This is a genomic window from Sphingobacterium sp. UGAL515B_05 (assembly GCF_033097525.1).
In the GTDB taxonomy this organism is placed as follows: domain Bacteria; phylum Bacteroidota; class Bacteroidia; order Sphingobacteriales; family Sphingobacteriaceae; genus Sphingobacterium.
The window spans coordinates 1,450,592-1,475,894 of sequence record NZ_CP109907.1; the positions used below are offsets into that span (position 1 = coordinate 1,450,592).

General features: G+C 38.4%; 16 protein-coding genes. 1 reads left to right on the top strand and 15 read right to left on the bottom strand.

Annotated features, from left to right (window positions below; all coding sequences use genetic code 11):
- Positions 1-150 precede the first annotated feature (150 nt).
- The 12 genes from OK025_RS05950 to OK025_RS06005 form a co-directional block, all read right to left on the bottom strand.
- A complete protein-coding gene (locus tag OK025_RS05950; RefSeq protein WP_317668682.1) occupies positions 151-2,073 on the bottom strand; it encodes a RagB/SusD family nutrient uptake outer membrane protein in 1,923 nt (640 codons plus the stop codon).
- 19 nt (positions 2,074-2,092) lie between these two features.
- Positions 2,093-5,347: a TonB-dependent receptor gene (locus tag OK025_RS05955; protein ID WP_317668683.1), complete on the bottom strand. Its 3,255-nt coding sequence runs from the start codon at positions 5,345-5,347 to the stop codon at positions 2,093-2,095.
- A gap of 160 nt (positions 5,348-5,507) precedes the next feature.
- Positions 5,508-6,209, bottom strand: a complete 702-nt coding sequence (locus OK025_RS05960; RefSeq protein ID WP_317668684.1) for a response regulator transcription factor — start codon at positions 6,207-6,209, stop codon at positions 5,508-5,510.
- Positions 6,210-7,532: a HAMP domain-containing sensor histidine kinase gene (locus tag OK025_RS05965; RefSeq protein ID WP_317668685.1), complete on the bottom strand. Its 1,323-nt coding sequence runs from the start codon at positions 7,530-7,532 to the stop codon at positions 6,210-6,212.
- A gap of 88 nt (positions 7,533-7,620) precedes the next feature.
- A complete protein-coding gene (locus OK025_RS05970; RefSeq protein ID WP_317668686.1) occupies positions 7,621-9,915 on the bottom strand; it encodes a GH92 family glycosyl hydrolase in 2,295 nt (764 codons plus the stop codon).
- Between the two features lie 10 nt (positions 9,916-9,925).
- The gene (locus tag OK025_RS05975; protein WP_317668687.1) at positions 9,926-10,648 is read right to left on the bottom strand and encodes a basic secretory protein-like protein; all 723 of its coding nucleotides are present in this window, start codon (positions 10,646-10,648) and stop codon (positions 9,926-9,928) included.
- A 10-nt stretch (positions 10,649-10,658) separates the two neighbouring features.
- On the bottom strand, positions 10,659-13,007 hold the full coding sequence (locus tag OK025_RS05980) for a GH92 family glycosyl hydrolase (RefSeq protein ID WP_317668688.1): 2,349 nt from the start codon (positions 13,005-13,007) through the stop codon (positions 10,659-10,661).
- A 148-nt stretch (positions 13,008-13,155) separates the two neighbouring features.
- A complete protein-coding gene (locus OK025_RS05985; RefSeq protein WP_317668689.1) occupies positions 13,156-14,142 on the bottom strand; it encodes a LacI family DNA-binding transcriptional regulator in 987 nt (328 codons plus the stop codon).
- A gap of 299 nt (positions 14,143-14,441) precedes the next feature.
- Positions 14,442-15,950, bottom strand: a complete 1,509-nt coding sequence (locus OK025_RS05990; RefSeq protein WP_317668690.1) for an alpha-L-fucosidase — start codon at positions 15,948-15,950, stop codon at positions 14,442-14,444.
- 178 nt (positions 15,951-16,128) lie between these two features.
- Positions 16,129-16,497: a hypothetical protein gene (locus tag OK025_RS05995; protein ID WP_317668691.1), complete on the bottom strand. Its 369-nt coding sequence runs from the start codon at positions 16,495-16,497 to the stop codon at positions 16,129-16,131.
- A gap of 122 nt (positions 16,498-16,619) precedes the next feature.
- Positions 16,620-17,294 carry a M60 family peptidase N-terminal accessory domain-containing protein gene (locus OK025_RS06000; RefSeq protein WP_317668692.1) on the bottom strand — a complete coding sequence of 225 codons (675 nt, stop codon included), beginning with the start codon at positions 17,292-17,294 and terminating at the stop codon, positions 16,620-16,622.
- A gap of 261 nt (positions 17,295-17,555) precedes the next feature.
- Positions 17,556-17,978 (bottom strand): hypothetical protein, encoded by a 423-nt coding sequence (locus tag OK025_RS06005; protein WP_317668693.1) that lies wholly within the window; start codon positions 17,976-17,978, stop codon positions 17,556-17,558.
- A 460-nt stretch (positions 17,979-18,438) separates the two neighbouring features.
- On the opposite strand from OK025_RS06005, the gene OK025_RS06010 reads away from it, so the two are divergent.
- Complete coding sequence (locus OK025_RS06010) at positions 18,439-19,470, top strand: LacI family DNA-binding transcriptional regulator (RefSeq protein WP_317668694.1); 1,032 nt, start codon at positions 18,439-18,441, stop codon at positions 19,468-19,470.
- Between the two features lie 135 nt (positions 19,471-19,605).
- On the opposite strand, the gene OK025_RS06015 is transcribed toward OK025_RS06010, so the two are convergent.
- From OK025_RS06015 to OK025_RS06025, 3 genes are read right to left on the bottom strand one after another with little or no spacing between them, the layout of a single operon-like run.
- Positions 19,606-21,558: a hypothetical protein gene (locus OK025_RS06015; protein ID WP_317668695.1), complete on the bottom strand. Its 1,953-nt coding sequence runs from the start codon at positions 21,556-21,558 to the stop codon at positions 19,606-19,608.
- Between the two features lie 16 nt (positions 21,559-21,574).
- Entirely contained in the window at positions 21,575-23,281 is a 1,707-nt protein-coding gene (locus tag OK025_RS06020; protein ID WP_317668696.1) for an alkaline phosphatase family protein, read from the bottom strand.
- An 18-nt stretch (positions 23,282-23,299) separates the two neighbouring features.
- On the bottom strand, positions 23,300-25,300 hold the full coding sequence (locus OK025_RS06025) for a M60 family metallopeptidase (protein ID WP_317668697.1): 2,001 nt from the start codon (positions 25,298-25,300) through the stop codon (positions 23,300-23,302).
- Between the last annotated feature and the right edge of the window lie 3 nt (positions 25,301-25,303).

Sequence of the window (25,303 nt, forward strand, 5' to 3'; positions counted from 1 at the left end):
TTAAGCTTAAAATTATTAGCAAAAAAGCTAAAACGTATTAGTAAATATAAGTAAGAAATTTAAATATAGTCGATTGCCCTGGTCTTTTTCACAATATGGTTACAAAAAAACCGCAATCAAATGATTGCGGTTTTTAATATCACGCAAAAACTACCACCCAGGATTCTGCCCTAACGAGGGAGACTTTTGGATCTCTGAGTTTAAAATAGGAAATAAGTAATGAGTTGGAGCAGTAAAAACTCTACTTTCAACAAAGAAACGTTCCATCTTATAACGTTTATCACCAATTTGGATTTTACCATTTACATCTTCAACGGCTCTCATGCCATTAATCATATTCTGAAGTTTCGGATAAGCTGTATTACTATTCTTCCAGTAATTTATACTTCGCTCGTTATTTGTACTACCTGATGCAGTAAAGTTCTGATATTTAGTTTTCTCCACCGAACTACTAGGTTCTAGATACAGGCGACTATCAAAAGCTCTCTTATTCTCATAAAAGAATTCGACCCTTCGTTCACGATAAATGTACTCACGCATCAAATTTTTATCAGCAAGTGTTGTCAAAGGCATGGGCGCCATAAAAGACCTCGCTCTTACCTGATTAATTAAATCATAGATCTCTTGCGTCGGTCCATCAACTTCATTAACTGCCTCTGCATAAATGTAAATAAAGTCTGGTAAGCGCCATACTGGAGGGGCACTGATGATAACACTTCCATTCTTATTCCAAGCTTCCTGCAAAAATTTCCTCAGATAATATCCAGTACGTGTTGCATTATTAGCGCCAATCTGATCTGCTCCGCTCGCAATATTTGTCTGGGATGGATTATTGTTTCCGCCGCGGAATGCTGCACCATGAAATATAATGTCTCGATAAAAACGTGGATCCCTTTTTACTGAAACGTAAGGATTCCCGTCATCATACCCATCTTGTTTAGCCTTGGCACTATAAATCGGATAACCAAAACCATCTGGTGACAGGTATTCATACTCATCGACTTGCTCCTGAACAGGCATCTGACGAGCTCCACCGCCTCTACTTGGCGGATATACATCACCAAACCACCCCTCTCCCTTATAGCGCGTAAAAAACAAAACATACTCATTTTTGAACGCCTCCATATCATAAAACATCTGCCAGAGACGTGTATAAACTGTTGAGTTGCTCGTGTTTTGCCCCCCGCTATCTCCAAAATCGGTATTTGAATATTTCTGATACAGGCTATAACGTTTTCCACCTGCAACCTTACTTTCAAGAACTGCCTTAGCAGCCTCTTTAGCTTTCACCCAACGCTGAGGATCATATGTAGCGTATTCGGACTCGAACTTACGCGTCCCATTATAACCTTTTGCAGCAGATCCATTCCAAAGTGGTGTAGCGGCCATCCACCGTGCTTCTGCAATTAATCCAAGACATGCACCTTTATCGATACGTCCAAAATTTTGACCCTCCCATTTTTCCGGAACAGCATTATATGCTGTTGTTGCATCAGCAACAATTTTGTCAATAACTTTATGAACTGACTCACGTTCAAAGTTCATGTTTTCAGTGGCCGTAATTACATGGTCTATGTAGGGAATCTCACCATATATACGAACAGCCATTAAATGAAAGTAAGCTCTAAGAAAGTAAACCTCACCAACGCGCATTGGAAGTGAGCCTGGCTCCAGGATATCGTCTGGTGTACTGTACTTTTTTATTCCTTCCAAAATGACATTGGTTCTACGGATACCGTCAAACATACTACTCCAAAATTGCCCGTTATCTCCCGGAAGCTCATTGATATTCCAATCACCGGTATTATATCTATTCGTAATATTTCCTTCTACTGTAGAACCTTCGGCCTCATCGGTTATTGCAGCACTCGAAAAATGATAGAACCACGAAATAGGTTGATTGACACCTTTCGCTTTAGCATACACATCCGTAACAAGCTGATTTACTTTCTCATAACGAGTAAAAACTTCATCTTCCCGGATTTGATCGTCGGGTAATTTATCCAAATATTTGTTGCAACTTGCGATCACAATCAGAACCACACCTGCTATAAAAAAAAGTATTCTTTTCATCTTCAATACATTCATAAGATTAGAAATTAAGATTTATTCCAAAGTTGTAGACTTTGAGAATCGGGTACCAATAACCGCTTGTATTTCCCATCTCAGGATCTATACTTAAATCCTTTAAACCTGACCAGGTAAATAGGTTCATCCCTTGCGCATAAACGCGTAATTGGTTCAAACCAATTTTTTTAATAAGATCTTTCGGCAAATTATAACCAATCTCTATATTTTTGAGTCTTAAATATTTAGCATCATATAAAAACAAACTACTGTTGCTATTTTTATTATTTTCGGAATTGCCAATATGTAGAGCGGGGTAAGTTGCAGTTTCGGCCGTTTCCGGAGTCCAACGTCCCATATGAATTGGTCGAACGGAGCCAAGTTTATCTTGATCAAAAGTCGGGAAATCCCATACAGCCGCATCTTTCAATAAAATTGAAGAATTTAACGCTCCTTGAAACAAAAGACTAAAATCAAAACCCTTGTATTGCAGCGATATTGGTAAACCAAATTGAATCTCCGGACTTCTAGGATTTCCCATCACTGTGCGATCCCCTAAATCTGTAATTTTACCGTCACCGTTCAAATCCTTATATACGACATCGCCTGGTCCTACTGTTCCCCAAGGTTGAAAATTATTCTGATTTAATTTGTCCGCCTCGGCTTGATCTCTAACAAAGTGATCGAAAACATAGACAAAATTTTCGTAAAGTCGTTTGCCCGTTGCTTGTCTGTATTCATATTGTCGTGGTACCTCTTGTCGAAAGATCAACTTATTTCTGGAAAAGGTGAAATTAGGTTTTAGAGAAAATCTGAAATTATCGCCAATCATGTCTGAATAACTCATCTCTATATCAATACCACGGTTGCGGACCTTTCCAATATTGATCAGCGGAGAGCCTTTACCAACTACGCCAGGAAAACCAATGTCATCCGCCCCCAGTTCAGTAATAATATCATAACGATAATCTTCAAAAACATCAATGCTAAAGTTCATCTTATTCTTTAAAAAGCCCATATCGAGACCGATATTGGTTTTTCTAGATTTCTCCCATGTTATATTTTCGTTTGCCAGGCGTCCTTCACGAAGCCCACTTAGTCCATTGTTAAAATTCTGTTCCCCAAAACTATAACCATCTCCTCCCTGAAAAAATGCGAGATAGCCGAATCGAGCGTCACCTGGCATTTTATCATTGCCCACAAGTCCCATCGAGGCTCTCAGCTTCAAAAAGCTCAGCCAGTCTTTGGTATTAGACATAAATTTCTCTTTGCTAACCACCCATCCTAATGCTCCAGCAGGGAAAAATCCATAACGTTTTCCCTCTATAAAATTTTCAGATCCATTGTAACCAAAGTTAAATTCCGCTAAATATTTTTCTAGATAATTATAAGTAAACTGCCCTGTCATACCTTGATAACGAATATCAACACTGGCCCTTGAATTTGTCGCATCATAGACAGACTGGCTTGAGCGATTGAAAAGCAGCATCCCAGTTACATTGTGCTTATCGTTAAATAAACGATTGTAATTTATTTTTCCTTGAATGAAAGTTCTATTAAAAGGACTACTTTGTGTAAATGAATTTCCAACGGTTTGATCTACCGTATATTTGTTCCCATTTCTGTAAGTACCCTCATAGTATTGCGGATTCATAAAAAGATCGATACCATCTGTAGGCTGAAAAGTTGCATAATTGGGATATACCCTATATCCTTCACTATAGGTACCCAGCTCGCGTCGGACCCATTGTTGCTCTCTAGCATCATAGGAAAATATTCCGTCAACAGAAAGTCCCTTGGTAATAAAATCCATATTCCAGCCGGCAGCAAAACTCCCTTCCAAATAGGTATTTTTTTCTGTATGATATCCTGATCTAGTCAACTCTCCAAGAACATTAAAGCGGTAAATTTGATTACCAAACAACAATCCCGAAGGGTTATTCAGCAGATACCCTTGTGTTGAAGGTTGACTATTGGGTTCTAGAACGATGGGTAAATACGGAGGTTGTGTCATTGCAAGGGTCATCAATCTACTTGCGGAAGTTCCAGGTGAAGTTCGATTGGTAATACGAGCACCTAAATTGAGTTTTACCCACAAGTTTTTTGTAATGTTGACATCAATATTGGACCTAAAATTATAGCGCTGAAATTTAGGAGAAACATTATATTTAGATAAATCAACATGGTCATAGTTATTATCTTGCCCCATATAGCCGCCCATCACAAAATATTTCGCGATATCATTGCCCCCACGAATCGATAGATTGTATTCGTGTTGAGGTGCAGTCCTAAAAATATAGTCGAAATAGTCCCAATTATAGCCTAGCCCGTCCGAATTATCGCCCTTTGCCCTTCGAAATCTGTCTATAGCATCCTGACTAAACAATTTCAAGTTATCGGTATTTCCACCTGATAGCTTGGCATCATTCGTTAAAGCTTCATTGTAGAGAGTCGCGTAATCTGCAGATCCCAAAAGCTTCGGCAATTGTGCCGGCGTATTTAATCCATAAGACGCTTTGAAGTCTACGGTTGCTTTATCGGCGGATTGTCCTCGTTTTGTGGTAACAACGATAACCCCATTCGCTCCACGAATTCCGTAAGGTGCCGTAGCTGCTGCATCCTTCAAAATGGAAACAGTCTCAATTTCGTCTGGAGCCAAATAACTCATATCGCGTTCAATTCCATCCACAATTACAATAGGGGACTGATTACCATAAGTTGATTTACCACGAATAAACAATTCCGAACGATCTACTCCTGGCTCCCCTCCAGCATATTGGTTGACGACCAGCCCTGGTAATCTTCCCGCGAGCATGTTATTAATATTTGCTGCTGGGCTTTGTACAAGATCCTTAGTCGTAATCGTTGCTACGGCACCAACTACATTTCTTTTCTTCTGAGTTGTATATCCAACAACCACAACATCCTCTAGTGCTTTTACATCTTCTACTAGGCTAACCTGTAGCGTTGACCTTCCACCCGCAACAATTTGTTGAGGCTGAAAACCAATATATGAGAAGGTCAATACTGCATCCTTATAGGGAATTTCGATTCGATATCGGCCTGATGCATCTGTTTTCGTTGATTTGCCACTCGCCTTAACCACAATGGTGACACCTTGCAAAACTTTCCCTGTCGAACTGTTCAAAACTGTTCCCTCTACAATAATACTCTCTTGTCGGAAACTGAAATGGCTAGACGCAGCTTTCAATTCGGTCCACAAATTGAACGTGCTACACACCGAAAGCGTAAAAAATAGTGGAATTACCTTTCTTTTCATAAATAATAATTAATGATTGGTTTACTAATACAACAATTGGTCGTCAATCGATTACTTCTTTGAAATGACTACACCTCCAAAGAGAGCAACCTTAAGCTGATAAACTAATTCGTTTTAGTAAAATTAAAAAGAAAGAAAAGAGAAAGTTGTTAATCGATTGTTAATGACAATTATTGAAATCTACCTCTAAAATAAATCCCACTTTGTAAACAGTTTTAATAGCAACATTACGCGACCTTTTCAGCATTTTTCTAATCTTGCATATAAAAACATCGAGACTTCGCCCCAAAAAATAATCATTATCTCCCCAAAGAGCGAGTAAAATCTCTTCTCTTTTCAAAACAACATTCGGTTTGTTTGCTAAGAATGTCCAAAGTTCGAATTCACGTGGTGATACTACCTGCCGAGAGCTATCATTAAACTCTATTGCAAGTAAATTACGATTAAGTTTAATATCGCCAATATTGAGTTGCAATTGACAAAAAGCATTTTGCTTAACCATATAATTTTGAAGTTTCAGAGACAATTCTTCAACATCAAACGGCTTTGTTATATAATCATTGCCCCCAAGACGCAGACCTTTTAATCGATCTGTTTTAGACAGCCTTGCTGTAAGAAAAAGCACAAACTGGTTTTTATTTAACTGAGAAATATATTCAACCAATTGAAACCCGTCCCATTTAGGAAGTTGTATATCTACAATAAGGATATCATATTTATTAGTCTTATAATAACATATTCCCTCCTCAGCAGACATTGCATGACTAACATCAAATCCGAAATTTGATAGATAATCTATGAGCATTGTCGCCAAATCAAGATCGTCTTCAATCAGCAATATATGTCCATATTTTGGTATCATCTATTTTATTATTGGTATCGAAATAGAAAATGATGTTCCTGGTTGAGTATCTGATTTAACGTCGATCTTCCATCGATGAATCCGTATAACTTCCTTTACGAAAAAAAGCCCCAGGCCTAGCCCATTTGTGGAAGCTTCTTGTTTACCCCGATATCCCTTCGCGAAAATATACGGCAACTGGTTATTTGGAATACCTATTCCATTATCTTGGACAGTCATCATCACCGTATCTCTTGAGCCTATGCTAAAACGAATATGAATACGCTTTATTGGCTCTTTATTATACTTCAGTCCGTTATCGACCAAATTGTTTACCGCAGTAACAAACATAAATGGGTTGACGAGCACCTTAACTTCTTTAACGTTTTGATCCACCAAAATTTGAATTGCCGTACTTTCTGATACTAAAATCCCTAGGTCCTGTTCTAATTGAACCATAAGTTCTTCCAAAAAGTGTTCTTCTAGAATCACCTCTTCCTGATTAAACACACTCAAATCAATAGCCTTATTAACTAATCGATCCAAACGGTTTATCTGACGCATCAGGGTATCCAAAGTTGTCGACATTTTTAACTTATCATCTATCGAAACTTTTACCGCCAAATTAGTTAAACCAATTCGTATGGTTGTTAATGGTGTGTTGAACTCATGTGTGACATTGTTAATAAAGTCGGAAGCCATTTCCGCCATTCTTTTTTGCTTTATCCAACTACTGTAGGTCATCAAATACAACCAAACAATACCAATTATACAACAACCCGACAGTAATAATAAGGGGAAAATGGATCTTAATACAGAAAAATTTGTATCAATATTTCCAACGTACAACGTAAAAGCCACACGATTTGACATCTTACTATTTGCAGTTATTGCAATCGACGATACTAGATTGTCTTTGTCAATAAACCGAAATTCCCCTCCAATAGGAATATGCTGATCTATTCCAAAGTCCATAATTGGTATAAATGTCTTCGCATCAAAAGTCACCGAAACATCTTTCAATACAATTGCATAACCAAAGCCTTCACCCAAATTGACTTCGGATCTGATGATCTGAAATAGACTGTCCATTGCTGGATGATTTCGGAGCTTCAATATCAAGGTCTTCGCGATACTATCTTTCAGATTATCGAAAGCATTTCTATCATCTTGATAATAAGTTTTCAGACGAACCAAATGAGGCATTAAGGTTGAATCGATAAGTTTTTGTCCGCCCGGAAATATCTTATCGTTCGAAATATGTTTATTGTAAACAACCTTAATTTCCTGTTTTTCTTTTTGAAATAGTTCACCTCTTTTAATCTCATATGATCGTGCAATCATGAGATATTGTAATATCAAAAACAATATTAAGCAACAGCAAGCTATCCATTTATATACGCCTGATCGCCTCATCTTTATTAACAGACTACTATTTGCTCGGTTTACTGCTCATCTCGAAGATTAATTCACCACCATTTATAATGCTGCTATACGGTAATAGAAAATCAGCCAATTTCCGCCCATTCAAAGACACGGATTTAACGTAAACATTCTTTTCAGACTGGTTACGGGCAACTATAGAAAGACTGCGTCCATTTTCAAGATTAACCTTTGCCGATTTTACCAAAGGACTGCCAATCCAATAGTTATCTTCCCCAGGTGCCACCGGGTAGAAGCCTAATGCAGTAAATAAATACCAAGCAGACATTTGTCCACAGTCATCATTCCCTCCTAAACCCGCATGACCGTTGTGATACTGATTCCGTATGATTTGTCTGACGCGAGCCTGAGTTTTCCAGGGGCTCTTCGTAATATTGTACAAGTATGCCACATGATGGGAAGGTTCATTTCCGTGCACGTAATTTCCGATAATGCCATCCCGGGTAATATCCTCCGTATGTTCAAAATATTTATCCGGTAATTCCATGGTAAACAGTGAATCCAAATAAGACGCTAAACGTTGTTTACCTCCCATTAATGCCATCATTTCAGTAGGTTGATGCGGTACATACAGACTGTAATTCCATGAATTACCTTCAATAAACCCTTGTCCATGTGTATCCAAAACATCAAATTTCTCCTGAAATTTACCAGCCGAATTCTTTGGACGCATAAATCCAATAGCGGAATCATAGAGTGATTTCCAACTTTCAGCCCTTTTGGAAAAGGTCCTGTAAATATCCTCTTTTCCCAATTTTTTCGCTAATTGCGCTATACACCAATCGTCATACGCATATTCCAATGTATTAGAAACAGATGTTCCCGATACATCTGCAGGAACATATCCCTTATCTATGTAAGCCCCAATCCCCTCGTACTGACGTGTATTTGCTGTTTGTACACAAGCTGCTAATGCAGCTTCCGCATCACCTTTGTAAACACCTTTGAGGATAGCATCTACAATAACCGATACGGAATGATAGCCACTCATGCACCAGTTATCATTTGCATAATGCGACCAGATCGGCAACATTTTTAATACACTCTGGTCATAATGAGCCATCATGGATGCGACAATATCTGCATTGCGAGATGGGTTTATTAGATTCAAAAGCGGATGAAAGGCCCTAAATGTATCCCACAAAGAAAATGAGGTATAATTCGTAAAGCCTTCGGCACGGTGTACTTCCTGATCCAACCCTTTATATTCACCATTGGTATCCATATACACCGTCGGCATTAGGCTTGCGTGGTACATCGCGGTATAGAAATTGACAAGATCTTCCTTGTTCAACATCTCAGCTTCTATTTTATGCAGCTCCTTCTCCCAGGCGTTTTGCCCTTGCTTAACGTAGCCGTCAAAATTCCAGTCCGGAGCCTCAGCCTCCATATTGGCCAATGCATTCTTCATGCTAACTGGACTTAAAGCCACTTTCAGAAGGATAGCTTCTTGCGCTTTTGTATCAAAATCCAAGTGAAGCTTAATATTGTGCGCTGCGAGATCAGGGAAATTATTTTGTTGATCAAACTTACGCCAGAAACCATTATACACAGATTTTCCATCTTCATATTTGGCGCCGTAATTCTTAAAAGCTTTTGAAGTCTTTATCGCAAAGTATACGGTGCGGGTTCTTGACCAACCGTTCGTTTGACGGTAGCCTACCAGCGTAGAATCGTTCAGTACTTTAACAACGGTCCAAACATTTTTCCCTTCGTAATTATAGATCCCAGCGGTTAAATCAACAATTAGATGTGAGGCATCTGACTCATTGAACGTATACCGATGTATACCCACACGTGTTGTCGTCGTTAACTCGGCTTTAATCTGATGTTTATCCAGTAAAACACTATAATAGTTGGCCTCAGCCCGTTCATTGGCATGCGAATATGGCGATCGATAACCATCTTGTGGTCGATCAGCTGTACCCGGGTTTAATTGGACTTTTCCTTGTGTCGGCATGATCTGTATATCTCCAAGATCGGAGTGACCTGTGCCACTAAAATGCGTATGGCTAAAGCCGACAATCGTTGGATCATCATACTGATAACCAGCACAATATTTATAAACATCACCGTTATACCGCCCATTGACAGCATACGATAATGTATCCGTATCCGGGCTTAATTGTACGGCGCCAAAAGGAACCGTTGCCCCAGGAAAGGTATGCCCCATCCGAGCAGTACCAATAAGCGGTTTCACGTATTGGACTAAGTTAGTTTCTTGCGCCTTTATTAAAAATGGGATACCAATTAATCCCCAAAAGACCAAACTTTTTATATTCATGACTTATGAATTATACTTTAGGATTTTTACTGTAATCCGCCCATAGCTCATCGATAGTCTTTCCCGTTTGTGCTTTCCAAAAAGCATCACTATAGCTTTTACCACGCATAGCGGCATCCAATTTTTTAACAAAATCCTTTTTTACATGCGTGTTAATCCAGTAGAGGAACCGGGCAGTAACACGATAAGAATCTGTGTATTTCTGTTTGTCGCTATACTCAGGTAACTTCCAATTGGCACTAGCATTATCTATTCCATCATCAAATCGGACGAAATCTGCTATCCCTTCCGTTATCCACCACGGACCAGCTCCATCAGGGTATGCCTGGACAATATGCATTACCTCATGGGTGACCACATCAATATCACCCGGATTTTTGGCAAACCAAGCTGGGCTGTAACGGACAATCCCGCCCGCTGTCGCTGCCACACCTTTATAGTCCGGATCAATCACGAAAGACACCTTTTTTATGGTCTTTTTATTATATTTCTTGGCCAGTTTAGGATAGTTCGTAAAATAAGCCGCAATTAATCGCTCTTTCAAAGACGCACTAAAGTCTTTGTCTTTATTTATCCAAATCAGGGTGTATCCACCTTTACTGATACTATCAACATCCACAGCCACCTTGCGGTCGTTTTCTGTATGTTTCCAGTTGTCCTGCGCGAAAAGTGAACAAGAGTATGCCAATCCAAATACGGTAACAACTACTTTTAAGTTTTTAAAGTTTATCATAACCTAATGATTATTTCTTTTTGTTCGATTTCAACTTGATATTTGTTTGCAAATCCGTTGTCATTGAATAAGGCGCAGAATTTCTGGACGATCCCCTTGTATAATTGGGTTTTGCCGCCATGTCAAAATTAAGTATACCACCTTCATGCAATGCTTTGTGACTTAACCAGTTTTTACCATAATCCTTACCGTTAATTTGCAATGTGTTTACATATACATTTTCAGCTGAGTTCTTTGGTGCATCAATAGTCAATGTCTTACCATTTTCAAATGTTAAGGTCGCTTTTTTAAATAATGGAGCTCCGAGCACATATTCATCCGTCGCCGGACAAACAGGATAGAATCCAAGCGCTGAAAAAACATACCAAGCGGACGTCTGACCATTATCTTCATCTCCACAATAACCATCAGGTGTAGGTTTATACATTCGATCCATCACTTGACGCACCCAATACTGTGTTTTCCAAGGTTGGCCAGCGTAATTGTATAAATATGGCATATGTTGAATCGGTTGATTACCATGAGCATATTGTCCCATATTTGCTACTTGCATTTCACGAATTTCATGAATAATACCACCATAATAACTATCGTCGAAATCTGGAGACTGAACAAACACCGAATCCAACATGCTCACAAAAGTCTTCTCTCCGCCCATTAAATCGATCAGTCCCTGAACATCATGGAAAACGCTCCACGAATAATGCCAGCTATTTCCTTCAGTGAAAGCATCTCCCCATTTCAACGGATTGAACGGAGCCTGGAATTTTCCATCTTTATTTTTTCCACGCATAAGATTGGTCGATGGATCAAATAAATTTTTGTAATTCTGTGCACGCTTAGCATACAAATCAATTTCAGCTTTCGGACGGTTCAAAGCTTTTGCCAATTGGTAAATGGTGAAATCATCATACGCATATTCCAATGTACGTGCAGCATTTTCATTGATTTTAACATCATATGGCACATAACCCAAACTATTGTAATATTCAACGCCTTTTCTTCCAACAGCACTCATTGGTCCTTCGTTATTAGCACCGTGTTGTAAAGCTTCGTATAACTTATTGATATCATAACCGCGTAATCCCTTCATATATGCATCCGAAACGACCGATGCAGAGTTATTTCCTACCATGATATCAGCATATCCCGGACTGCTCCATTCAGGAAGGAAGCCTCCTTCTAAATACGCGTTAAGTAAACCTTCCTGCATCTCCTTATTAATGGAAGGATACATAAAGTTTAAGAACGGATACAATGCTCTAAAAGTATCCCAAAAGCCTGTTCCTCCGAACAAATAACCAGGAAGTGTTTTTCCATTATAGGGGCTGTAATGAACAGCCTTTCCTTGCGCATCAATTTCATATAATTTGTTCGGGAAAAATAAGGTCCGATACATCGTCGAATAGAATGTACGCAGTTGATCAATATCGTCCCCTTCTACTTTAATTTTTCCTAAAGTTGAATTCCAGATCTGACGCCCGTCTTCTTTAATCTGATCAAACGACTTATTACCCAACTCATTTAAGTTTAATAAGGCTTGTTCGGCACTGATAAAGGAAGACGCAACCTTTACCTGTACAGGTTTCATTTTGTCCTTTACCTTAAACCCGACGATTGCACCTGTGTGATCACCTTTGATCTGAAGCTGCCCATCCTTTTTTTCTTTGCCTTCCCAAGTAGCAACACTTGCAAAAGGTTGATCAAACACCAAAACAAAATAATTCTTGAAATTCGCAGGCAGCGGACCGCGTGCGTACTTCGAAGAATAGCCAATTATCATATTTTTTTCTGGAATAATCTGAACCTCAGACCCTTTTTCATAAGCATCCAAAACGATATAAGCGTCATCTGTTTTATTGAACGAGATCCTAAACATGGCTGCGCGTTCTGTTGGTGTCATCTCTGCAGTCACATCGTGATCTGCTAGATAAACCGAATAATAATACGGTTTTACAATCTCAGCTTTATGCGAAAACCAGCTTGCACGCTCGTCTTGATCAAATACAGGCTTTCCTGTCACGGGCATGATAGAAAAAACACCGTAATCATTCATCCAGGGAGATGGCTGGTGAGTCTGTTTTAAACCACGAATTTTATCTGCGGTATATTGATACTGCCATCCGTCGCCATTTTTCCCTGTTTGTGGTGTCCACATATTCATGCCCCAAGGCCGCGCAATCGAGGGATAGGTGTTACCATTAGACAACTCAAATTTGGATTCGGTACCCATTAATGGATTAACAAGATCGACAGCTTCTAGCTGCTGCCCTCTAAATTTCTGAGCCAAAACCGGTTTTGCGTAAAACAAACCCAAAGACAATAACGACCCTAGAAAAACACTTAAAGATTTCTTCATTATTTAGGATATATAAAAATATTTCTACTAAAACGTATTAGTAAAGATATAAAAAAGAATATTAAATCAAAATAAAGTCCTAGAATTGGACAAACACGTCTTATGATTTTTACAATTCAATTTCTAGATATTCATTTGTTGTCCCTTTTTATCGCTTGATCAATTTAGTTGAAATGATATATTCTTTTGGTGTGGATATCCCCTGATCTATTTCCTTTAACAAAACTTTCACACAAGTTTTAGCTAGAGCTTCCAATGGTTGCTGAATACAGGAAATTTTAGGATTCAAAATATCAAATAATTCATGATCATCAAAAGAAAACATCGGAAAATTATAGCTATTCTCAGGTGTCGACCGTAATACCTTCAATCCGAGAATACAAAGATAATTTGTGGTAAAAAATAGACCATCTAAGCCTACCTGCTTAGCAGCCCAATTTTTCAACATACGTGAACCTTTCTGCCTCAAGTGCTGATAAGGTAATTGCAGTATGCGAGGCTCCATCCCAGATGTGTTACAAAACTCCAAATAAGCACGCTTACGTGCCAACATTTGTGGTTGATCCGAATCGATTGTTACCAATCCAAAATTTCGACAACCGATAGCCTTCAAATGATCGCAGGCATTTTTCCCACTAACTTCATTGTCAATATGCACGTAATGGGTTTCAACCATTGGCGAATTTCTATCAAAAACGACCAATGGAACTCGATGTTCCAATATTTTTCGCATATACTCCTCCAGGTCTACTGTAGGAGCCAAAATAATCCCTTCCACTTTCTTTTCCAACATTGAATCAATAATATCACGCGCATTTTGCGAGTCTCCGAGCGTACTGCTATAAAGAACATGATAATTTTTTCTCCGGAACAACTCCTCCACATATAACGCAAATGGGCCAAAAAAAGAATCCCCAATATTCTCTACAATTAGACCAATGGTATTTGACCGCCCAGTTGCTAAACTCTTTGCCAAAGCATTAGGTTTATAACCAACTTTTTCAACATAGGCAAGTACGCGGTTTTCCAATTCCTTGCTAATACGTGCTCGCTCGGCTTTGTGATTGATTACTAATGAAACAGTTGATTTAGACACATTGAGTTCCTGTGCTATTTCTTTAATTGATTTGGCCATAAGAGCATTTTCATAAAATTAGGGTGAAATTAGAAAATAAATATGAACATATCGGAGATTACAATCGATAGCACACAATAAATTATTACACAATCGTATGCGTAGACAGCAAAAAAAATTAGATTGACAATGCATACAATCCGACTTCTATGGTGACCTTTCTGTTATTGAAGCTTTAAATATAAATGTCCCATTTCAATCCGACGTTCTCTACTGATTTTCTCTAAGTGCTAGCGTTATGAGAGTCAATTTTTATTCTATTTACCGAATCGTTTTGATGGCTAGTAATTTAAAAGAACTTAAATCTTTGCGTCCATTAATTTGTTTTCAATTATTTTTGATTTATCTAATTTAATTTTGATCACGAATGCATTTTTATTTTTCAAACTCTTTGGCAAAGTTATATCGAAATAAATATTCTTATCTCTATCAAAACCGATATTCGTTTTTTTCAAAAGCAAATCACGCTTATCATTTAGCAAAGAAGCCGATGCCGGCGTCAAGTTTGCACTTTTTGGAAAGACAAGCCTTAAGATATTGTTTATCGGTTTATTAATTACTGTTAGGAATAGCGAGTTAGCATCAGTTTTGCTTATTGTATAGTATCCGTATTTACTCTCCAGCGGAAAGTGATTGACTTCATATATAGCTTCGGCATTCACTTTAGTCCATTTTCCAAAATCTGTTATCAGTTCATTCTCATATTTGCTCATGTTTCCATTTTCGTCCGGACCAAAATTGAGAACGAAATTACCATTCATAGAACGAGATCTCATTAATAAATCGATAACATCATCTGTCGTTTTTAAATACATCCCATCAGTATTTTTTATATATCCCCATCCATTGGGAGGGATCGTCATAACACAGTCCCAATCGTTACCACCAAGTATGTCGATACTAGCTGGCATTTTTCTTTCCCATCCCTGCTCATAATCCCCTAATAAGACACCATTTGAATCAAAGTGACGGCTTTCATACTCATCGTTTCGAAAACGAGATCCAATTATTAAGTTTGGATTATTATTTCTCAACTCTTTTTCTAAATTATAAGTAAACTCGTAGGAATTTATCCAAGACGGATCCCAGGTACCATCAAACCAAAAACCTTTTATTTGTGGGTAATTTGCCTGCAATTCCAATAACTGGTTCCTTGTGTATTTCAAAAATCGGTCAAATCTAGCTTTCTCATCGGCAGTTTTCGGTATTTCTTTGACATAATCCTTGTTATTCCATTCCTCTACGGAAAAATATAAATAGACATCTATACCTTGCTCAGAATAGGCATCTACGACTTGCTTGACAATGTCTTTTTTGTATGGACTATTGGCAATAGTATAATCAGAATATTTAGAAGGCCACAAGCAAAAGCCATCATGGTGCTTTGTCGTAAAAATCACATATTTGGCGCCCATTTCCTTCGCTCGTTTCGCCCATTTCTTCGCATCAAAATTTTTCGGATTGAATTGTTTATATAGGTTATCGTAGATATCTATCCAATTTTTTGGAGTCGTTGGCCCTCCCCAAGAGCGTATCCATTCAGAAGCAGCAGCACCTTGCCTAGCACTAACGCCATTCCACTCATTCCCCGGTATCGCATACAATCCCCAGTGGATAAATTGCCCCAGCCCATAGTTTCGAAAGGCTGCCATCGCGGGGTCCATCCTATTCGATTTAGTAATAGCTCCAAATTTTACTTCAATTGGTACAACTGGTTTCTCTCTTTTATCTGTCCATTGCCCCTTAACAATTCCTTGTTGGAATAAAAAAGCAGACATCAAAATAATTATAGACTTGTTTTTTTTCATCGTTTAAAATTTATTTAAATAATACTAGTGCAACTAACAATATGGTCTAATATGGGTATTCAGCGTACAAAATAAATTCTCTTGAAAAAATCATCCTGGTGATTCAACTATTCCAAAGAACTAAAGTGAAATAGATAATCTTATAACGAAGATTAAAACGACTGTAACAATACTGACATTACGCAATTAGAGTAAGTCTTCTATTCACGTGTTTTTCCATTTGTTTGGAATCATATTCAAACAAATAGCTTTCATTTAAGATATCTACAAGCTTATTTCTAATAAATACATGCAATAAGCCTGCTTTGATAAAATGATCTGTATTCATATTGCGATCAGACGTATAGCCCAATAATTTGATCGTTGAAAATCGTTCAGACACGTCTTTAATCAGCTCAGCTTCCGCCAATCTAAACCTATCAAGGTCTATAAGACATATTTCTGGCAAAATGAGATTATTTGTTAGATTATTCAGAAGTTCGACACCACTAATACTTGTAAAATGGAGCTCAAATAAACCCATTTTACGGCACAGCATTGTTATCATTATTTGTTGAAATATGCTTCCACTGACAACAGATATCTTTTTTCTATAATACATCATTTAAAAAAGAGCACATATTATATATGTGCTCAATCACACTAAACTAAACCAAATAATACTTATCCTTATAGGCCCACGCTTTGTGGAGAAGAACCTAACTTTTCTATAATATCTCCTGTCTTACCCTGCTTATACAGCAACATTTCATCCATACGAGCGACAAGATTAGTCTGATCTGAACGCAGTATAACATAGGGTACTATTTTTCTCAATGCGTCTAATGTAAACATCCATTGCGAACGGCCAGTAATACCTTCCCGATAATAAGGAACAGGAATAAATCCTTTGCCAAACTTAACCTCCACGTTTTCCGTTGAATTATCATTACTCTCTCTAAAACTGAAATAGACCAATCCTTCATTTGGCCCAACAGATACGGATTGTTTACCTCTTTTAAGATCAATATATTGTTTAACTGGTCCTATAGTATTGCCCAAGGCATTAGCGATCGCAAGCCGCGCTAGTGCCTTACCCGTCTTAACGTCAATATGTAGTGTGCTACCCGCTGCAACATAAAAGCCTGTCATCTGCAAATCTCGTTGATAACTTGCAGACTGCATTGCCTCTGTTCTAGTAGTCTTGGCGGAGTATGTACTAAAAATTTGTACTGAATCTACTATCGCTAACGGCTCCGCTCCTGAGTCTTCCAATAATATATAGGCCCACGCACTCTTTCTACTGCAGGAAATGCATGATGTCACAAAAAGAAACATAAGGAGGAATAAAACGAACCTTCTCATAATTTATCGAATTAGTTTATCAATTATATTCTTTAATTGTATTCGGTTACTACTGACCTAGTATCACTCCCTTTGATATACAGATCGATACAGATATTCTGTTGATAAAATTGGTCAGATTTATAATTTAAATCAATATAGTGCTAAATTGAAAAGTACAAAAACAATTGTTAAGCTCAATCGATTGCACAATCAACGAAAAGCATTTCGTTTCTTAACCAAGGTGACAATATGGAAACAAATAACATTTGTAGTTCAAAATCAACGCCCAGTGTGCACGCCTCGATTCAATAGCAACAGATCACTGATATCTAACGAATTAAAGTCGTTTAAAGTAATAATCTGTTGTTTTTTAACAAACGGATCAAACAATGTTACATTAGCCCAATCAATTGCAATCACAACTGTAAAACCCGTAAAACACAAATCTCCTCTTCGAAATACCCCTATAAACGGAAGGTCCACTTCGGCATATTTATTAGCACCTGCTACTCTTGTACTATCAATACCATACCCAAACAGGATATCCCTAATCGTTTGTACAGATTGCCAATCTTGATATGTCGCTATCAATGCTGACAAATCAATCTTACGATATGTTATATCATAAAAGTCTAATATAAACTTACATGATCCCTCTAAATCAAGCCTATTGCCTCTTCTTATCTTTTTAAAGAATTTCACTTTTTACATATTAAAGCATCATTTTGTAGGAAGTACGTTCGCAGAGATCGGAGAAACAATTACAATCGCACCAAAAAAAACACTACTGTCAAATATAAGGAGTAATAGCGCTAGGCCAGATGGCCGATAAGTAATCAAACGTTTGCTTGTTTAACGAATACGTTTTCAAAGAATTATATCTCTTCAGAGTCAAAAACAATACCGCCTAATCTAAATCAATCATTCTTAAGTCTTAATCGTTTTCGTTCTTTACACAATCGATTGCATATTAAATCGATGATATATTTTCCCTAATTCTTGTATAGATTTAATAGGAGAACAACATATGGGTTCATATTTAATCTGTGGTACCAAAAGCATCTTCATAAAGTTTTAATAACCAGTTTTCACACTATTTTGCGCTCAAAAGGCCATCACTGGATAAAAGATAGAACAAAATAACTAATATAAACAACCGACTATGAAAAGGATCACTATAAAGGATATCGCAAAAACTTTGGGATATTCAATTGGCACTGTTTCAAAAGCACTGGCAGATAGCCATGAAATCAGCGAAGTTACTAAAGTTGAAATACAAAAATTTGCCGATGAAAATGGCTATCAATACAACCAATATGCTAAATTACTCCGAACCGGAAAAACAAATATCATTGGCATGATTGTGCCGAAAATTGGTAATTCATTTTTCTCCCAGATTTTGGAAGGAATAGAAGAAAAAATGTCAAAAACGGCCTACAACCTAATCATTATGCAAAGCTATGATGATCCGGTCCGTGAATTAAATCTCTTAGAAACGCTATTTAGAAAAGGAGCTGACGCTATTATAATTGCCCCAACAGGCAATTGCATTTCACTTGATTATCTTAGAAAATTAAAAAAAGATGATATTCCAGTTGTTTTAATAGATAGAATAAATTATGCCATCAACACCCATAAAATTGGCATCGATAACTTTAGAGCTGTCTATCAAGGCATATCCCATTTGATCAGTATTGGACGCATGGATATCCTTTTTATTTCAAGTATGGCCAAAGGAGTTGTGGAAGAGCGACGACGTGGTTATCTCCAGTGTTTAAACGATTCTGGTATCCAAATAAATTATGAAAACCTCCTATCGATTGATGTGGAGAAAAATGGTGAAAATAGTCGTGAAGAACTGATAAAATATTTTGCACAAAGGATTCAGGAAAACACACTTCCGAACGCTATATTTACGGCCTCTGATCAATTATCCTATCAGGTTTTAGAAGTATTGCATACGTTGAATATTGAGGTACCTAAAAGCATAGCACTCTTAGGTTTTGCTAACTTCACATTTTCCAATCTCTTTAGACCGCCCTTATCCTGTATCGTCCAACCTTCAAAAGAAATGGGTTCAGAAGCATTTGCTCTAATTGAAGAAATTTTAGATAAACCTGACGGGCAAAAAAGCTCTTCATTTGAAGACATTAAATTACCTGTGAAAATGGAAATACGCCATTCTACAAACTAAGTTGTTGAGAAACCGTATCTAATAGACCGCATTTGTTAAAAATCCCCGAAGCGTATAGCTTCTGGGGATTTATCTATATTTTTGTTTCTCTTACCTATCTGCCTTTTTTGTGTTTTGAGTTTATATCGCATGTTCCTAAATATCATCCGAACGAATGATACGCACGGAACCTACAGTTTTTTCAGCATTTTTATTTGTATTATTGGCCACGTACCAGTTTCCTGTCCATACATCATAATAAATACCGAATGGTTGAAAGAACCTTGCGGCCACATCCTTAATTGGGACATTATCAATAACTTGACCTGTTTCATCACCCGAGGAAACTCTAGTAGACAACTCAGTCATCACATCCGTCTTCAAATCATAGTAAAAAATCAGATTGTGATTACCAGCTGTAGCCAAAAGCACATCTCCCGCCGTAGCAAACAACCCTCTGTTATTGACGTTTGAATTTTGATATGGTGCTATCGAATTCGATGTAAAATTGTATTTGAAGACATTATTATTATTGTTGCTTGACACATACATATCCTCGCCATCTGGAGTTATAGTCATCGTAAATAGATTGCCCGCACCACTTGGTATCGCCAATGTGGATACCGTATTTGCTGTCGTTGAAAGATCGATCTTTCTTAGGCGAGCGCCTCCCCATTCTGAAACATATAGAGATTTTCTTGCCTTGTCAAAAATAATACCCGATGGTCTGTTAAATGTTGCAGCAGAACCTACACCATCAGCTGTGCCCGAAGCCCCTGTACCAGCTATTGTCGATACCGTATAATCTCCGTTCGCATTTTTTACGATCTTACGAATTCGATGAGCTCCAACAGCACTAGCGGCATCAGTCGTATAAATGGTACCTGAAGAATCGACAGCTACGCCCCACATACCGTTAAAGGTTGCCGCGGTGCCAGCTCCATCGACAGATCCTGTCGCACCACTGCCGGCAATGACACTAGCACTCCCTGAAGCATCGACCATAAACAATTGATTCTTATAACCATCGGCAATATATAAGTTATGGCTATTATCCATCGTTATAGCAAAAGGACCTTTTACACTAAGTCCATTATTCAAAACCAAGGTTGAAACTTTTAAATTTGTCAAAATAGGCTTCGTGTACCGAGGGTCCAGATCTTTAATCATCACCTGAAAAGGTGTAACCGTATTAGATTCCGCTAGCGTCATTGTGCTATTTTGCACTTCAAATCTCACTTTGGAATTATTGTTGTATTTGATCTCTATATCCCCTGGATATACTTTGTTCACGAGTGTAAATTGACCAGCGTTATCAAATTCACCTTCCTCCCAAGTGGAAAATTCCCTATCTACAACCGATTTATAACGATACTGGAATTTTTCATTTTTTATAACTTGATTACTGAAAACCTGCTTGCTCACCAATTTCAAATTACCTTTGCCGAATAAGGATTTAGTAGTCAAGGTAAGCTCAATTGGGGTCCTCGTCAACAAAGCTCCCTCTAGTGAATCTGGCATATATGCCACATCCGGTTCAGCAACCTTCACCTTATAGTGCACAGGAAATGCTCTGCCTGTAAAAGACACCCTACCCTGTTCATTAGACAACAAAGTATCTACAACAGAATAAGATTCTGTATTACTTTCGCGTTCATAAAGTCCTACTTTTATACCCACATAGGGCTGCTTGAGGTCATTGAGTACCTGAACATTGATTTGAGAAACTCCAAATCGTGGATAGCTATTCAATATGATTGGATAATCTTTGTTTTCAGTAATATCTACAAAATTCTCATCCAAGTGATAGCGCCCTGTATCCCGTATAGATACTTTTACCAAATTAGGAAATGGGACATCGTACCTAAATTGTCCTTTTACATCAGTAGACACAGTATCTATAAAAGTCTGCTCTCCATTGGCTTTCGTCTGCCGTTGAAACAATATTTTTACGCCTTTTAACACCGTATTATCATCAGTATTAGTCAAAGTCCCCGAGATACTTCCTCGCTGGACAACAGTAGTCTGATTCCAATAATCATCCCTTTTACATGCTGCAAATGCTATAAGGGCAACGCATGTTGCATAAAATAGTTTTCTTTTCATCATGGTCTAATCGATTCGGTTATTTTCCAACAAATTCAGTTTCATAGGTATTCAAAAACACCTTCCCTTCGAGTCCCCAGGATTCGGCCGGTTTGATATTTAGCCAATAAAAAATTTGGGGTGCAATGTCTACTGCGCTTAGCAATAGTTCATCAGGATTTTTTTCTGAGCCTGTCAACAACTTACAAAAATCATTCTGTAAAAACTCCCAGCTATAAGCTCCATTGATCATAAAATCAGGTGCCCCAGCAACGTTGTTTTTCAATCGGGCCCCTACGCCATCTCCTAGATCCCATCCACCGATCATATCAGCTTTATACTGATTATCCACTGGGCTTTTACAATAATTATTCGTTATGTAATCTACGGGCAATGCTCTATTATAAATACAGACATCCTTCACCGATTGTATCAAAGAACCACCTACATAAGACGCCGAATAACCGACATTCAGATTACTTGCAGAGGTTCCCTGTGCTGTGCCTAAGCTACCTTCTGCCCCCATCTCGCCATCAGTAAATACCTGAACTTTACGAGTTGAGCCATCCATATAAACACGTGCCGTCAGAGTATACCATTTACCTACTTCAAATTTCTTATCAAAAGTGACTTGTGTTCCTTTTATCTTAAACCTCCAGCCAACACCACCATTGTGGATAAAAGACCAACCATCATCGGAGTTACCAGTATTGGCCTGCTTAGAGATAATAGCCGGATTTAACGTTCCAAATTGATGAATCAATAATTTTAGCTGAATTGTATATTCTCCTGAAGTACCTAGGTTATAACGTGCCGCATCTGCTGCTGTTATTGTGCCGTTAATACCGCTCTTTGCCTTGAACCCGTTGGTAAAAGGCGGTGCTACAAATTTCCGTTTGACAAAGTTTGGATTGTATAGAATAAGAGGAACCTTACGCTCCTCCAGGGTAGCACCACCATAATTTTTATCATATCCACCATGATTGGATGTAATCACTACTAACCAATCTTCACCAGCATAATTTTTTCGCTGCTCAACTGCGGCTAAGATCTCGCCCACATAACCATCAATTCGGTCCAATGTTGATTTGTATTTTAGATTATCCAAAGAGAATCCTCCGGTCATCCCCTCCGTATTTAAGTCACGAAAATTGACCACGGTGAACCCTAAATCTTTCTCTCCATTTTTGATACGATCCACAGCCTTCACTTTAACCTCTTCATCTGAAGCGACCACTCCATTGTCATCTGACAAGTTAAATAAATTATGATCCAATGGTTCCCACGCTGTAATCGACAGTGTTTTGAGTATCCGTCCTGATTCCAATAAGCGCTGGTATAAACTAATATAGCCCGTGGAAACTCCAGTACCATTATGGTCATGAATATCATCATCATCTTCTTCCGCTATAGCAAAATCATTGGTGGTTACACCATGTTTACTACTACTTTTCCCACTCAAGATTGTTGTCCACGTAGCGGCATCTTTTGTATTGGCATCGGCCATGCCTTCAAAAGTATACTTCGAATGTTCCAATAGTTTACCGATATTAGTAGGAACGTAATTATTTAGTTCTGTTCCTACTAATCCATCGATTGAAATTAATAACACCTTTCTATCCTTAGTAATTACTTGAGGTTCCTCTTTTTCAAACACTAAGGGCGGATCAAAATATTTTTTACATGACATAAGGCAACAAACCGTAACAACTAGCATGCTCCCCAATATATATTTATAGTTCTTCATCTCGATTTATATTTTCATTTATTTGTCGAATGCCCACGCACCAAGTTCTGCCATAGCCACATCCGCATGGATTGCAGCTTTTATATTCAAACGGAACTCCTTAAATTTCCTTTGAACACCGTCCGAGAATCTCACGTATACCTTTTCTGGATCATTATTCATAATTGCCAAAGTATTTCCGCCTTCCATTGGTACGACCTCCCAAGCGGCCGATGCATTGGCCCGAACCTCCATTGTATAATCAGTAAGATAACGTGTCAAGTATCCCGAACGTCCCTGAAAATAGAATCCGTCAGCGTTAATATCATTTGGGCTTACAACAGCAATACTGTATGGGAAAGTCTTCACGCTACCAATATGCCAAAAGGTAGCAGACTTCCCGTCAAAAAGATTAGTAAGCGGATAACTCGCATGTGAAGAATACCCAGAAGAAAGGGCCGCCGTCCAATTTGTGGTGCCAACATCCGTTCTATAGACTGGAATAGGTCCATCACCTCCTGTTTTGGTGACTGGATTAAATAGCCAAACTGCTTTATTCAACAATGGAAACCCCTTTTCTTCAGACACATAACGTTTAGACACTGTACTTACCTTGAGCCCCCATTGATTCAAATAAGGTTCCATATCTATTTTGGTATATTCCGATAATGCCTCGTAAAAGAAATCTATTTTAGATTGATCATTTGCTGAAGTAAAGCGCGCTTCACGCCCTCGGACATAGATGTAAGTCATAAATTCATAGCCATACTTTTCAAATATCTGTGCATACATCATCAAACGGATATCGTGTGCTTTACTTTTATAAGCATTACCTTCAACATCCATACTGGCCCAGTTAATGTCATCTTTAGTTATCCCAGCAGTTTTCTTTGCCGCGATATAAGGAACCGCACTATTCCATACTTCGGCAATCTTATAACTCTGATGTCCAAAAACCTTAGATACCCTAAAATGGAACAAGTTATTGGTAACCTCGCCATTTCCGGCAAAATTCCAAGTCGAGCCCATTTGCATGTTATGACCTAGTTCGTGAAAAGTTCCCCAATTGGCATTTTTCACACCATCTATACTAACTGCTTGCTTGAAGTAGTTCTCAGTAGCGCCAGCCCGAACCGGATAACCCGAAACCTGGGCTACCCCTGGTTTAAAGAGAACGTCATGGACAATCCGCCACTTGTTGAAAGGAGCGCGATGTCGAATATCAGGATTCCCTTCGGTCATCCCGGTCCAATCCCAATAGCCCTCACGAATAGCTTTATCCCAAGTTTTCATTAATTCAGTAGGATCTTCAATAGGGTGCTGTTTTAACCGTTCAGTCTGCATCGTAAAAACGATGCGGTCCCCTTCCAGATCAAACCAAGGTACTGTTGATTTTGCCACTAATGCTTTCCATTCTTCATTTGTCGTAGCCCCAGGACCACTCAATTTAAAGCTCGGCGCTTTGGCGACACCCGAAAAATGAAGATCAACCACACGTCCAATCGGACGGGAAGGGATAATATAAATTAATCCACCATAAAGGTTGCGCATATAATTTTTCCCTGGAAAAAGTGTAGCCTGACTAAATATGACAGCATCACGAGCAGGAAAATCAATACCATCCAAACTAGTTGAGACATGCGGACTAATTTGCGCCGTCAAACCATACACACCTTCTGGAACATTGATCACCACCAGTTCACCAGCCGGGGCATACACCCCAGTCCCTTGCCATGCTCCGGGCGCAACAGAGATTCGTAAGTCTGACGCTCTGATCTCTTCATAATTGAGATCGATCTGCACTAAATAATTCTCCAAACGAGGCTCTTCCGCCGTCATCAGTCCAGGGAATAAACGTGCTTGTGTGTATTTTGAATAATCGATCTTAAAGCGATTGGTATCAACACTCACTGTTACAGTATCCTGATAATCAACATCGGAATACCCGTTATCTGCCGGGCTAAGGCGATCCTTTCGACAAGAGTAGGCTAAGGAAAGAAAGCCTGCCGCCAACAGTAAAAAACTAAAATTTCTTTTCATGTG